This is a genomic window from Spirulina sp. LEGE 11439 (assembly GCF_059821285.1).
Window position 1 is genome coordinate 37,679 of sequence record NZ_JCAMRX010000002.1, and the last position, 13,897, is coordinate 51,575.

The following is a 13,897-nucleotide window of genomic DNA, read 5'->3' on the forward strand; positions in this document are numbered from 1 at the left end:
ATTGCTGGAAAAATTGCTGGAAAAATTGCTGGAAAAATTGCTGGAAAAATTGCTGGAAAAATTGCTGCGATGATTACATATTATCGTTTCTTTTTATTTTAAAACCTTAAGTTTTGCAACAGGCTGTTAAATTTTACGAGAGAATCTTTTTCTGTTAAAAAATAAAAAGATTTGCAACAAATGATGACAAGAAAAAGAAAGTTGGCGATAAAAATATCAAGAGATTTCTAGCAGTTTCTCAGGATAGTTTAGTTTTGTCAATATATAAAGTACGGAGACTTTTGCGATTTAACGAAGTCGAGCAATAAACAGTTGTCAGCGTACAGGTTCTTGCGGCGATCGCTAGACTTAAAGTTCCTCACGTATTGATAGCATTCATAGATAAGTTAAGATTAAGAAGATGTTATCGGAAAACTGAAATCTTACTCTTAATAACTGTTTGCCGATTACTAATAACCGTTTGCTATTCGAGATCAAACAGATTCTTTCTGTAAATCTTGAATCAATCGTTCTAAATGAAAGCGATCGGCTTGATAAACTTCCTTACAAAAATGGCAAGTTGCTTCTGCGCCATCATCTTTTTCAATCATATCTTGTAATTCTTCCGTGCCAAACATTTTTAATGCTCCGAGGACGCGATCGAAAGTACAACCGCAATGAAAGCGAATCATTTGCACCTCGGGTAAAATTGTTAAGCCCATATCCCCCAAGAGTTCTCGAAAGATTTCCGGTAAAGTTTTCCCCGATCGCAGTAACGGCGTAAACCCAGATAATTGAGAGACTCGAGATTCTAAAGTTTGCACCAATGCCTCATCTCGTGCTGCTTTAGGCATGACTTGCAAAAGAAGTCCCCCAGAAGCCGTCACCCCTCCCGCACCCACAAAAACCCCCACCAACAATGCGGAAGGAGTTTGTTCGGATGTCACGAGATAACTGGTGACATCATCGCCAATTTCCCCAGAAATGAGCTTGACCGTACTGGAATAGGGATAACCATATCCCACATCCCTAACCACATAAAGATAGCCCTCACGACCCACAGCCCCGCCAACATCAAGTTTGCCTCGGGCATTGGGCGGAAGTTCCACATCAGGATTATCCACATATCCCCGCACCGTACCATCTAAACCGGCATCAACTAATAAACCTCCCAAGGGACCATTCCCGCGAAAACGAAGATTGACCCGCGAACCTTCTTTTTTCATGCTAGAAGCTAATAAAAGGCCGGAAGACATCGCCCGACCGAGGGCCGCTGTAGCCACATAAGACATTTTGTGGCGCTGTCTGACATGGTTGGTCAAACGGGTGGTAATTACACCCACGGCTCGAATGCCTCCATCTGCGGCGGTGGCGCGAATTAGTCGATCGCTCATTCAATCTCCTTATTATTAGCTTAAAATATCTTAACGAACTTTCGATCGCTAGAATAGTGTCTGGAGGTTGAGGGATAGCATTACAGACGTAGCGCGATCGCGATCGAAGCCTCGATCGTCATGCGATCGCGGACAATCGAGAAGAAATAACTGAGAATTGGAACAGAAACAGGGTCTTCTGCGATCTTAAAAACACTTGAGTTGCGGAATAAGGAGTAATTTTTCCACCATGAATCATGTGCAACTGCGGACTTTGTTCGCTGTCTGTTTGTCATTGCAAGTATTAAATTTTGCCGCCCTTCCTCAAAGGAGTGCAGCAAAACAAACTCAATTAAATCCTGTAGAAGAAAAACTGGTTTTTAATGAAGCCTTTGAACCGACAGAAGGAGAGCGCCCCAATACGCGAGGAGGAGGCGCTCGTCCCGGTCTGCGGAAATGTTCTCGCGATCGCGATGCCAGCGAAATATTAATGCCACAACAGGGTTATGGCTTAACCTTAGTAGAACGTCCTTCACTTTTCGTTAAATTACCCGAAACCACCGCCCGAGAAGTCTGGTTGCTCGTCCGAGACGAAACTGGGGAGTTTAATGAAAAAGCAGTTCTACCCATCGTAGAAACATCTGGAATTGTTCGTTTTGCCTTTCCCGATCGCTTTCCTCCTTTAGAAATCGGTCAAAAATATGAATGGACTTTAGCGATCGTCTGTGGAGAAAATCTCGATCCTGACGATCCTGTTTTTACCGGACAAGTTAAGCGCAGGGAACTCTCCCCAACTATCGTGCAAGAACTAAGACAAAAAACTGCGATCGAGCAGGCACAATGGTACGCAGAGCGGGGATATTGGTACGATCTGCTTTTAACAATGGTACGAGCAAGACAAGAATTTCCTCTGGACTCTAACTTAAAAATGCTTTGGGAAAGTTTATTGACTTCTGTGGGTTTGGAGAAAATTGCTTCTCAACCGTTACGCGCGATCGACTGAAGGTTTATTTTGAATATCTCTAAATCTGAGCAAAATCATCCTAATTTTCTGAGATTGTAATCTTTTAATTTATCGCTCCCTTTTCATGTAAAAAGGGCGCAAAATTTGCGCCCGCAATTTAAAAATCTCCAGTAAATCATATTTCCCCTCTCTTTTTAATGTTATAACTGAATTAATTCCCTATTAATAAATAATTAACTTTATTTCTTTACCTTTTCTTAACCAATTGTTAACGCTTTCTTATTTGACAAAGTATTTTATCTTGCAGTAACAGTAAAAGGGCTATCAATTGTAATAATATGCAAATGAATCTATTTGCATAAATGACAGTTTGCACGATCGACGAGTTTATGCAATTAACCTGACGCGATCGCTCTGTTAATCGGCATCTACGGGAGACAATCTCGCAGAAGTTAAAACCCTAACAATTGGATTTGAGACTCTACACTAGCAAAATTGAGGAGTGGCAGCATGGTTTTCTTAAAAGCAAAACATTCTTGGGCTTTTCGCTTATCGGCGATCGCTGTACTATCAGCCCTAACTGCTTGTAGCAGCAGCAATAAAGAAGATGTACTCGTAGATGGTTCGAGTACGGTTTTTCCGATTTCCGAAGCAATGGCAGAAGAATTCCAGAAAGAGAATTCCAATGTCAGAGTTACCGTTGGCGTTTCCGGTTCTGGGGGCGGATTCAAAAAATTCTGTGCGGGAGAGACCGATATTTCCAACGCTTCTCGTCCCATTAAAGAATCTGAAATTGAATTGTGTAAAGAAGCCGGCATTGAATTCGTTGAAGTTCCCGTTGCTTTTGACGGTCTTTCTGTCGTCGTTAATAAAGAAAACGACTGGGCAACCTGCATGAAACCAGACGAACTCGCCAAGATGTGGGAGCCAGCAGCCGAAGGAGAAATCAGTAAATGGAATCAAATCCGCGATGAGTTCCCCGACCAAGACTTGAGCTTGTATGGACCCGGTACCGACTCCGGCACCTACGACTACTTTACTGATGCCACCCACGGCGCAGAAGGAGAAAGCCGAGGTGACTATACCGCTAGCGAAGACGATAACATCATCGTACAAGGAGTTCAAAACGATAAAGGCGGTTTGGGTTTCTTTGGCTTTGCTTATTACGAAGAAAACAAAGATTCTCTCAAAGTCGTTGAAATTGAGAATGCGAATGGCGATTGTGTCGTTCCTACCAGTGTCTCCATCGAAGATGGCAGCTATAATCCTTTAGCTCGTCCCATTTTCTTCTACGTGAAGAAAGAGTCTTTAGAAACCAAGCCTGCTGTTAAAGCTTTTGCAGAATATCAGATTGGTTCTGATAATGCCGAACTCATTAGCGAGGTGGGTTATGTTGCCTTACCTTCCGAGTTGGTTTCTAAAATTGAAAGCCGCCTCGATGAAGGAAAAGTCGGTTCGATTTTTGAGGGCCGTTCCTCTTTGGGTGTAAAACTTGCCGATAAACTCTAGAATCTAAAATTAGATTCGCGCGTTTACCCGATAGTCAACAGTGCGATCGCACTGTTGACTGTATTCGATAACTGCTTCTTTTACATCGAGTATGGCCTCCAATTTTTCGACTGACAACACAACCCTTTGGCATCCCGATCGCCAAGGTAGCAAGCGGGTTCAATTTATCGTCAAAACCATATTTGCGACATTTGCCCTTGTTTCTGTCGCCACAACTATTGGCATTGTCCTGACATTGATTTTTGAAACATTTGAATTTTTTCGGGAAGTTTCCTTCTGGCATTTTCTTACAGATACGAAATGGACTCCGCTCTTTTCTAGCGCTCAATTTGGAATTTTCGTCCTGATTAGCGCCACCCTGATGACTTCAGGAATTGCGATTTTAGTAGCGCTACCTTTAGGGTTGCTTGCAGCAATTTGCTTGAGCGAATATGCCGGCCCCAAAATTCGTAAAATTCTCAAACCCATCCTCGAAATTTTAGCAGGGGTTCCGACGGTGGTTTACGGTTATTTTGCCCTCTTATTCGTCACCCCTCTCCTACAAAATTTTCTCCCCATACAAAGGGTTAATGCTCTAATGAATTGGGTCTGTCAGTTCACTAAAGGTTTTGTCTGCCTCCCTAATATTCCTGAACTGCAAGGATTTAATGCCCTCAGTGCGGGTTTGGTTTTGGGAATTATGATTACGCCTTTGGTGGCTTCTTTGAGTGAAGATGCCATTTATGCTGTTCCTCGTAGCCTCCGGGATGGTTCTTATGCCTTGGGTGCAACCAAACGAGAAACGATCGTTTCCGTCGTTCTTCCGGCTGCTTTATCGGGGATTGTTTCTTCAGTGATTTTAGCAATCTCCCGAGCCATTGGTGAAACCATGATTGTCACTCTTGCCGCCGGGCAAAACCCGCGTTTGGGCTTCAATCCAATGGTTCCCGTAATGACGATGACGGCATTTATCGTGCAAGTGAGTTTGGGAGATACTCCGGCAGGTTCGCTGGCCTATAAAACTATTTATGCGGTCGGAATGACTCTGTTTTTAATTACCCTCGTTCTGAATATTTTCAGTTTCTGGTTCGTTCGCCGTTTCCGCGAGAAATATGATTAATTGCCAAAGGTTATGACAACACAAAACCCGATTTCTGATGCCTCTAATGCCTCTGATTTTCAAATGAATTTATCTGGTCGTTACCGCATCGATCGCCTTTTTGCTATGGCGACTTGGGGTGCGATCGCGATCGCGATCCTCGTTCTGGTAACATTATTATTGAGCGTTTTGATTGAAGGCTTTCCGCGTTTAAGCTGGGCATTTTTAACTAATTTTCCCTCGCGAAAACCAGAACAAGCGGGATTATTGTCTGCTTTAGTCGGGACGATTTGGATGATGGTGACGATCGCGGCCATTGCTTTCCCTTTAGGAGTCGGTGCGGGAATTTATCTCGAAGAGTTCGCTAGAGATAGCTGGTTAGCACGAATTATTGAAATTAATATCAATAATTTGGCTGGAGTTCCCTCTATCATTTACGGATTGTTGGGGCTACAAGTTTTCGTGCGCTTCATGGAACCGATCACGGGAGGACGCAGCATTCTTTCTGGGGCATTAACCCTTGCTTTGTTAATTTTACCGATTATTATTGTCTCTACCCGCGAATCTTTACGTGCCATTCCCGACAGTTTGCGTCAAGCGGGTTTTGCGTTGGGGGCGACAGAATGGCAAGTGGTGTCCCGTCAAGTTTTGCCCATCGCTTTTCCGGGAATTCTCACGGGAACGATTTTGGCGCTCTCGCGAGCGATCGGTGAAACCGCACCTTTGATTACCATTGGGGCGCTCACCTTCATTTCGTTCCTACCGGAAAACCTACAAAGTCCATTTACAGTCCTACCCATTCAAATTTACAACTGGATTTCTCGTCCCCAAAAAGAATTTCACGTTAATTCTGCTTCTGGGATTATTATCTTAATGATCGTGTTGCTCATTATGAATGGAACAGCAGTGTTCTTACGAAATAAATTCCAAAAAAATCGCCTTTAACCAACAACAAAAAACAAACAAATGGTTTCTTCCCATCCCACCTACATGTCTGCTCCAGAAGATTTAGTGACGGAAGCCGTTCTTCGGGCTAAAAGCGTTAATGTTTATTACGGCTCGAATTTAGCCGTGCGAGATGTTTCCTTGGATATTCCTTACAATCAAGTTGTTGCTTTTATCGGACCGTCGGGGTGCGGAAAGAGTACGATTTTGCGCTGTTTTAACCGCATGAATGATTTGGTTGCCAGTGCGAGAGTTGAGGGTAAAATTACATTTCACGGACAAAATTTATATGGATCCGGGGTCGATCCCGTGGAAATGCGCCGTCGAATTGGCATGGTTTTCCAAAAACCCAATCCGTTTCCCAAATCGATTTATGACAATGTTGCGTTTGGGGCGCGGATTAACGGCTATACTGGCGATCTGGATGAACTGGTGGAAGATTCTCTCCGTAAGTCTGCCTTGTGGGATGAAGTCAAGGATAAACTTAAAGATAGCGGTTTGGCTTTGTCGGGAGGGCAGCAACAACGTCTTTGCATCGCTCGAGCGATCGCGATTTCTCCAGAAGTCATTCTTATGGATGAACCTTGCTCGGCTCTCGATCCTATTTCTACTCTGAAGGTAGAAGAGCTCATTCACGCATTAAAGCAACAATATACAATTGTTATTGTTACTCACAATATGCAGCAAGCTTCTCGAGTATCCGATCTGACAGCATTTTACAATGCAGAGGCGACAGAAACTGGTGGCAAGGTGGGCTATTTAGTAGAATACAATCGCACGGAAGTTATTTTCCAAAACCCGACGCAGGAAGCAACTCAGGCTTATGTAAGCGGTCGTTTTGGTTAATTTGGTTTCTTTTAGGACATTACTTAATATCTTTCTTGAAAAAAGAGGCTTCCTTAAGGAGGCCTCTTTTTTTGAATGTTGTCAGGACGTTCAATTGAATGTCCTGACGGTAGGGAAATGATTCGTTTCTTAATTTAGTTTCTCAATTTAGAAACTAAACGTAGTCCGAAGCATTCCCACAAAAGTCGTATCGTTATTAGGATTACCATTGGGGCTGAAAACAGCATAGACCCCGGGAGCAATTTCAATGTTGTCAGAGACCGGGAAACGGTACTCGAAATTGGCCATATAAGCCGCAGAGCGATCGTTTGGACCATTATCAGCGCGGACTAAATAAGGCAATTGACCGAAGCCGACAACCAATACGTCATCTTCTTTGAGCAAGTCGGGGAAGCCGAAGTTTGCACCCCAAGTCCAGAGGTCGGCGATATCTCCCCGACGCACGCTGGATTCGGCGATCGCTTGAGCATAGCCAACAAATGCACTCAAATTGATGTTTTCGTTGAGGTCGAAACTTCCTGACAAGTTGAAGTGATTGGCAGAAGTCGCAGCTTCTTGGATATTGCCGCTACTGTTGACATAGAGGAAGGGAGACGCACCTAAAACACTGGTCGCACCGCCAAGGGTAATATTGTTGCTGGTGCGAGCGCCACCGGGAGAGAAGCTGCGAGCATATCCCAAGGCCAATTTGAAGTCTTCATTGAGGGCGAGATTCAGTTGGATGGGAACGGTATAGCCGCCAGCAAAGACCCCTTGATTGGCATCGCTGGCATTATTGGCAAAGTAACCAACATCGATACCAAACGAATCGTTGAGTTTGATGTTTGCGCCAAATGCGGCACTGCCATCGGGAGCTTCGTAAAAGAGGTTGTTATAGGATAAACCTAAGGGCAAGCCATCGATCGCATAGGGGTTGGTGGTTTCTGAATCGATAATGTCATCGATGCTAATTCCCGATGCTGCCACGTGGAGCATGACATTCTCGTTAGCAGGGAAGCGGTACCATAATTTGGCGAGGCGCACGTCGTCGTTGGCCGTAAATCCGTATTTATTGGGATCGGCTTGAGGGGTTCCCGTGCCAAACTGGGAAACATTCCGCAAGTTCCGCGCTTGAATGCGGGTGCGAAGGCGATCGCGTCCGGTGAAGCTGGTATCGAAGTTCAATCGCGCCCGATAGCCGAAAGCAACGGAATTGTTGCGGTTGCGATTAAAATCGGCGGCATTGGTATTGCCGTTTTGCTGAATCGTATCTAAGTCGCTGATAAAGTTAGTGATGAGAGTATCGGCTCCACCGCCATCGCCAGCACTCAAATTATTACCATTGAAGTTGGCATCGGCAGAGTTGACTAACTCTCCCATCGTAATGGAGTCGATTACGCCCAACCCTTCAAACATTCCCAACATTCCGTTGCGATCGATAATTTGGGCGAAAGCGGCTGCGGGAGCTTGTTCGCTCAAATCCGGCGTAATTGCCAAGCCGTTCAATTGACTCAAATCATTGTAATCTGCGCCATCAAGTCCAAAAATCTTGGCGCGATCGCCTGTAGCGGTATCCAAGTTGAAAATAACTTCTCCCACTAACTTGGTGGTGGTGGAGAATTGGTGGTCTTCTAAGAAAGCAACGCGTCCTTCGAGATTATCCACCCGCGTTCCCAAGGCAGTGAGTTCGACTTCAAATTCCTGCATGAGGCGGCGCAGGGTTTCTAATTCGTCTCGGGTAACAAAATCGGCGGTGGTTTCAGCAATCAAGCGCTCGATTTGTTGCAAACAAGCGTTCAAACCTGCCGCGAATTCATAACGGCTTAAGGCACGATTGCCGCGATAAGTGCCGTTAGGATAGCCCTTAAGACAATCGTAGCGACGAACGAGATCGTCTAAGGCTTGGAATGCCCAGTCGCTGGGAGAGACATCGCTAAATTGCGATGCACCGGTAAATTGAGCCTGACCGGCGGTACCTTCTGTGCTGTAATTATTGATTTGTTGCAGGACTTCGCCGCTCGATAGGGAAGCCTCTGCGGGATTCGCAAATGCGTCTCCCGATATTGCTAGAACTGCACCCAGAGTTGCGGGGGCGGCTAATAAAGCCTTTCTCAGAATTTTAGACATGAATACATCCTCACACTGAACCAAGAAATAGAAAAATCGAAGGGATGAGTTGAGCTTATACTCTCAAATCAACCTAGATTGAGTTTAACGAAAGTTTGCCGATTAGAGATCGCCAAGCAACTTTTAATTATTATATCATTCCCTCCCGATCGGTATAAAAGGAGTGCAAAAATGCACCCCTTCTTGAGTTAGAGCATTACAAATCTCTTAGAACTTGAAAATGGTGCGAATCATACCCACCAAGACAGTGTCGTTATTGGGATTGCCGTTGGGGTTGAATACGGCATAAACTCCAGGAGCCATTTCGATATTGTCGGTTAGGGGGAAGCGATATTCGAGGTTGGCCATATAGGAAGGTGCGCGATCGCTCGGTCCATTGTTTGCACTGGCGAGATAAGGCAATTGACCAAAACCCGCTACTAGCACGTCATCCTCGCGGAATAAGTCGGGGAAACCGAAGTTAATGCCCCAAGTCCAGTAATCCGCGCTATCGCCTTGACGAATACCAGATGTACCAGACGCATTCGCATAACCCAAGAAAGCACTGACATTGAAGATTTCGTTGGGATCCCAAGAGAAGGAGAGGTTGTAGTGATTGGTAGAAGTTGCCGATTCTTGGATGTTGCCATTCCCGTCTACCCAGAGGAAGGGAGATAAGCCTAAAACACTGGTTGCCCCAGCGATTTCGACATTCCCAGCAGTGCGAGCGCCACCGGGCTGCCAGCTATAGCCGTATCCGAGAGCCGCTTTGAAGTTATCGGCAATATCAAAGTTTAATTGAAGGGGGATGGTAAACCCACCAGCAAAGAGTCCGAGATTGGCATCGTTAGGAGAACCAGCAAAATAGCCGATATCAATAGTTAACAGGTCGCTAACTTTGATATTGGCCCCCAATGCGGCCTCAGCATTGGGCATTTCATAAAACAGGTTGTTATATGCTAAGCCCAAAGGTAAACCGTCAACGGCATAGGGGCTGGTGCTTTCGGAATCCAAGATGTCGTCGATGCTGATTCCCGTGGCGGCGACGTGCAGCATGACATTGTCGTTAGCCGGGAAACGATAGTGCAGTTTTGCTAAGCGCACGTCATTGCTTGCGGTGAATCCGTATTTGTTAGGGTCAACTTGGGGGGTTCCCGTGCCGAGTTGAGAAATATTTTGTAGATTCCGTGCTTGAATACGGGTGCGAAGGCGATCTCGTCCGGTGAAGCTGGTATCGAAGTTCAATCGCGCCCGATAGCCAAATGCCAAGGGAGAATTCCGATTGCGGTTGAAATCAACAGCATTGCTGTTACCGCTTTGCTGAATCGTATCCAAGTCGCTGATGAAATTGGTAATCAGAGTATTGACTCCCGCCGCGTTTAAATTATTAGCGTTGAAGTTCAAGTCTGCCGTATTGACTAACTCTCCCATATTGATTGAGTCGGTGACTCCCAAGCCTTCAAACAAGCCCAACATGTTGTTGCGATCGATGATTTGCGCGAAGGAAGAAGCCGCAGCAGCCTCGCTCAGAGCGCTACCTGTAAAGCCATTCAACTCACTGAAATCGTTGTAGTCCGCATTATCCAATCCGTAAATTTTGGCGCGGCGACCTGTGGCAATGTCTAAGTTGAAGATCACTTCTCCCACTAACTTGGTGGTGGTAGAGAATTGATTGTCTTCGAGGAAAGCCACGCGACCTTCTAAGTTGTCTACGCGGGTTCCGAGGGTTGCCAATTCGGCTTCAAACTCTTGCATCAAGCGACGCAAGGTTTCGAGTTCTTCGCGAGTGACAAAATCGGCGGTGGTTTCGGCAATCAAGCGCTCAATTTGTTGCAAGCAAGCGTTTAAACCTGCGGCAAATTCGTAGCGAGTCAGAGCGCGGTTGCCGCGATAGGTGCCGTTGGGATAGCCTTTGAGACAGTCGTAGCGACGAACGAGGTCATCCAAGGCTTGGAATGCCCAATCTCCGGGGGACACATCGCTGAATTTTGATGCTCCGGTGAATTGAGCTTGGGAAGTTCCCTGCACGCGATAGCTTTCGATTTGCTGCAGCATATCGCTGGTGGAAAGGGAACCGTCAAAGGTTTGGGCTGTGGCTTCTCCGGAAGCCAAAAGCAATGCACCCAATGTGGCGGGGGCGGCCAATAAGGTTTTCTTGAAAATTTCTGACATGGATGACTTCCTCACACTGAATAAGAAACGGGTTGCTCAATGACTTGAATTTGAGGCTTGAGCCGGACCTCAATTAGCTTAATGAAAATTTCTCTTATTTACAGCAACTGTATATGAGCTGTCAATTGAGAATAAGCTGAAATCCTTACAATGAGAGGACTTACTCATCCACAACTCAAATTAGGATTGCTATAGCTTGAAACATTTTCGCCAAAATCATATCATTTTCAAGCCTCAAATATTGAATCTTGAATGATTTGATTTTGTTATCGAAACAGAAAAAACAATGATCTTTTTTTTAACTAGAGGAAAAAAAATCGACAAAGCTGCTAGAGTGAATTTCAATAATTCAAACACGAGAGCTTCTATTTGCTAAAGGTTTGAATTTCTGACATTTTAAAGTAAGATCGCCAAAAATCCTTGACATACATGAGTTTTTGGCGATTTTTTTTGATTTATGATAGATAAGATTGGGCATCTCTTAATATAGTCTATATCTTTAATTAATTTTTTCTTAACTATATCTTAAAGAATGTATTTTCTCGGTTCTGAGAATTTGTAAAATAATAACAAGTAGAAAGTTTGTAAAGTAAGATAAAAAGATTGGAAAATATAAAAAATAGAGATGATTAGAGGCCATTGATTCAACAATATATTTCATTATAATATCTCAATAAGTAGAGTGTTAGATAGAAGTTTACGCGATCGCCGATCGCGAGACCGTTTGCCAGATTTACGAGTTTTGCAGGTTAATAAATAATAATAATTATCAATAAGATTTTCTTAGAGATGGGTGCGATCGCAAAAAAAAGCAGAGAGCATTTAAACTAGCTCTCCACTTTTTCGATTCAGTTTTAATTGAACAACGACTTAAGCCAAGTCGCAAAACCAAACTCTATTTAGAATTTCAAAAGGGTACGAATCATCGCCGCAAGAATGGTGTCGTTGTTGGGGTTGCCATTGGGGTTAAAGACTGCATAAACTGCTGGAGCAATTTGGATATTTTTCGTGAGGGGGAAACGATATTCCAGATTAGCCATATAAGCGGGAGAGCGATCGCTCGGCCCGTTGTCAGCACTCGCGAGATAAGGAAGCATACCAAAACCAGCAACTGCAACATCGTTTTCCTTGAAAAGATCTGGGAAAGCAAAGTTCAAGCCCCAAGTCCACATCTGGGCATTATCTCCTTGCCGAATCCCCGATTCGCCAGTAGCAGTAAGGTGTCCGATATAACCGTTAATGTTAAAGTCATCGGAAACAGCCCAGCTTGCAGAAAAGTGATAGTGGTTAGCAGAAGTTGCCGACTCTTGGATATTGCCGTTGCTATCGACCCAGAGGAAAGGAGATTGACCCAACACACTACCCGTGGTTGCCAAGACAATATTTTCATCCGTGCGCAGACCGCCGTCCGAAAAACTGCGAGCATAAGCGACAGCTAGTTTGAGGTCATCATTGACCTCAATGTTAAGCTGGATGGGCAGGAAATAAGAACCGCCAAACAATCCGAGATTGGCATCGTTAGCATCTTGAGCGATGTAGGCAACGTCTAAACCAAAGTTTTCATTGAACCGAATGTTGGCACCAATGGCAGCCCCTGGAATTCCTTGACTTTCAAAAAATAAGTTATCGTAAGCTAACCCCAAAGGAATTCCTGTCAGCGTGTAAGGAGAGGTGGTATGGGAGTCAATAATATCATCCACAACGATTTGGGAAGCGCCAACGTGGAGTACAACATTATCGCTAGCCGGGAAACGATAGTGAATCTTATTGATGTGTATATCATTGTTGGCGCGGAAACCATAGAAGTTAGGAGCGGTTTGTTCCGTCCCTGTTCCGAATCGCTTCAAGTTGTGTAAGTTGCGAGCCTGAAGCCGGATTCGCAGGCGATCGCGTCCCATGAAACTGGTATCGAAAGCAAGTCGCGTCCGATGGCCAAATGCTACGGCTGAATTGCGATTGCGATTGAAGTCACTGGCTTGGGTGTTTGTACCCCCCGCACTATTTTGGGTACTGTTAATAGTATCGAGGTCGCTCAGGAAGTTATTAATCAGAGTGTTGACACCGGCTGCACTCAAATTGTTGGCGTTAAAGTTTGGGTCTGCTGAGTTGACCAACTCACCCATATTGATCGAATTTGTAACCCCCAAGCCTTCAAACAAGCCCAACATATTATTGCGATCGATGACTTGCGCGAAGGAAGAAGCCGCAGCAGCCTCGCTCAGAGCGCTACCTGTAAAGCCATTCAACTCACTGAAATCGTTGTAATCCGCATCATCCAAACCGTAAATTTTGGCGCGGCGACCTGTAGCAATGTCCAAATTGGTCATGACCACGCCTCGCAATACGGTGGTGGTGGAGAATTGATTATCTTCTAAGAAGGCGACGCGACCTTCTAAGTTGTCGATGCGGACACCGAGGAGCGCTAATTCTTCCTCAAATTCTTCCATTAAGCGACGCAGGGTTTCTAGGTCTTCCCGTGTGGCAAAGTCAGCAGTGGTTTCAGCAATCAAGCGCTCAATTTGCTGCAAACAAGCGTTTAAACCTGCGGCAAATTCGTAGCGAGTCAGAGCGCGATTGCCGCGATAGGTGCCGTTGGGATAGCCTTTGAGACAGTCGTAGCGACGAACGAGGTCATCTAAGGCTTGAAATGCCCAATCTCCAGGGGATACGTCGGTGAATTTTGAAGCTCCGGTAAATTGTGCTTCGGTATCCTCTACCATAGGATCTTCCATTTCCATGCTATAGCTCTCGACTTGCTGCAAGAGACTATCGACGGATGAATTAGCAGAGGCATCTCCAGAACCGACAAAGAGAAAGCCGAGAGTAGCAGAACCGGCCAGTAAAGAGTTTCTTAGAATTTTAGACATTAATAAATCCTCACACTTAAACAAAAACTAGAGAACTGAACTAACGGGTTTCAAGTTTTGTTCCCTATGTTTCTTGTTC

General features: G+C 44.9%; 9 protein-coding genes. 5 read left to right on the forward strand and 4 right to left on the reverse strand.

The genetic code is table 11. The features are described 5' to 3' along the window. Positions 1-473: 473 nt before the first annotated feature. The gene (gene hslO, locus AC6RV6_RS01575) at positions 474-1,373 is read right to left on the reverse strand and encodes an Hsp33 family molecular chaperone HslO (RefSeq protein ID WP_500238419.1); all 900 of its coding nucleotides are present in this window, start codon (positions 1,371-1,373) and stop codon (positions 474-476) included. 229 nt (positions 1,374-1,602) lie between these two features. Here hslO and AC6RV6_RS01580 point away from each other — a divergent pair, with 229 nt between their 5' ends. The 5 genes from AC6RV6_RS01580 to pstB all read left to right on the forward strand — a co-directional run bounded on the left by AC6RV6_RS01580 (position 1,603) and on the right by pstB (position 6,694). Then, a complete protein-coding gene (locus AC6RV6_RS01580; RefSeq protein ID WP_500238420.1) occupies positions 1,603-2,355 on the forward strand; it encodes a DUF928 domain-containing protein in 753 nt (250 codons plus the stop codon). Positions 2,356-2,826: 471 nt separating this feature from the next. Next, positions 2,827-3,825 carry a PstS family phosphate ABC transporter substrate-binding protein gene (locus tag AC6RV6_RS01585; protein WP_500238422.1) on the forward strand — a complete coding sequence of 333 codons (999 nt, stop codon included), beginning with the start codon at positions 2,827-2,829 and terminating at the stop codon, positions 3,823-3,825. Between the two features lie 91 nt (positions 3,826-3,916). Further along, complete coding sequence (pstC, locus tag AC6RV6_RS01590; protein ID WP_500238424.1) at positions 3,917-4,924, forward strand: phosphate ABC transporter permease subunit PstC; 1,008 nt, start codon at positions 3,917-3,919, stop codon at positions 4,922-4,924. Positions 4,925-4,936: 12 nt separating this feature from the next. Beyond that, entirely contained in the window at positions 4,937-5,848 is a 912-nt protein-coding gene (pstA, locus tag AC6RV6_RS01595) for a phosphate ABC transporter permease PstA (protein WP_500238425.1), read from the forward strand. A 45-nt stretch (positions 5,849-5,893) separates the two neighbouring features. Next, on the forward strand, positions 5,894-6,694 hold the full coding sequence (gene pstB / locus AC6RV6_RS01600) for a phosphate ABC transporter ATP-binding protein PstB (RefSeq protein ID WP_500238770.1): 801 nt from the start codon (positions 5,894-5,896) through the stop codon (positions 6,692-6,694). 147 nt (positions 6,695-6,841) lie between these two features. Here pstB and AC6RV6_RS01605 read toward each other — a convergent pair whose 3' ends face one another. The 3 genes from AC6RV6_RS01605 to AC6RV6_RS01615 form a co-directional block, all read right to left on the reverse strand. Next, a complete protein-coding gene (locus AC6RV6_RS01605; RefSeq protein ID WP_500238427.1) occupies positions 6,842-8,800 on the reverse strand; it encodes an iron uptake porin in 1,959 nt (652 codons plus the stop codon). A gap of 207 nt (positions 8,801-9,007) precedes the next feature. After that, on the reverse strand, positions 9,008-10,951 hold the full coding sequence (locus tag AC6RV6_RS01610) for an iron uptake porin (RefSeq protein WP_500238429.1): 1,944 nt from the start codon (positions 10,949-10,951) through the stop codon (positions 9,008-9,010). 899 nt (positions 10,952-11,850) lie between these two features. Beyond that, positions 11,851-13,818, reverse strand: coding sequence for an iron uptake porin (locus tag AC6RV6_RS01615; protein ID WP_500238430.1), 1,968 nt, complete (start codon positions 13,816-13,818; stop codon positions 11,851-11,853). Positions 13,819-13,897 lie beyond the last annotated feature (79 nt).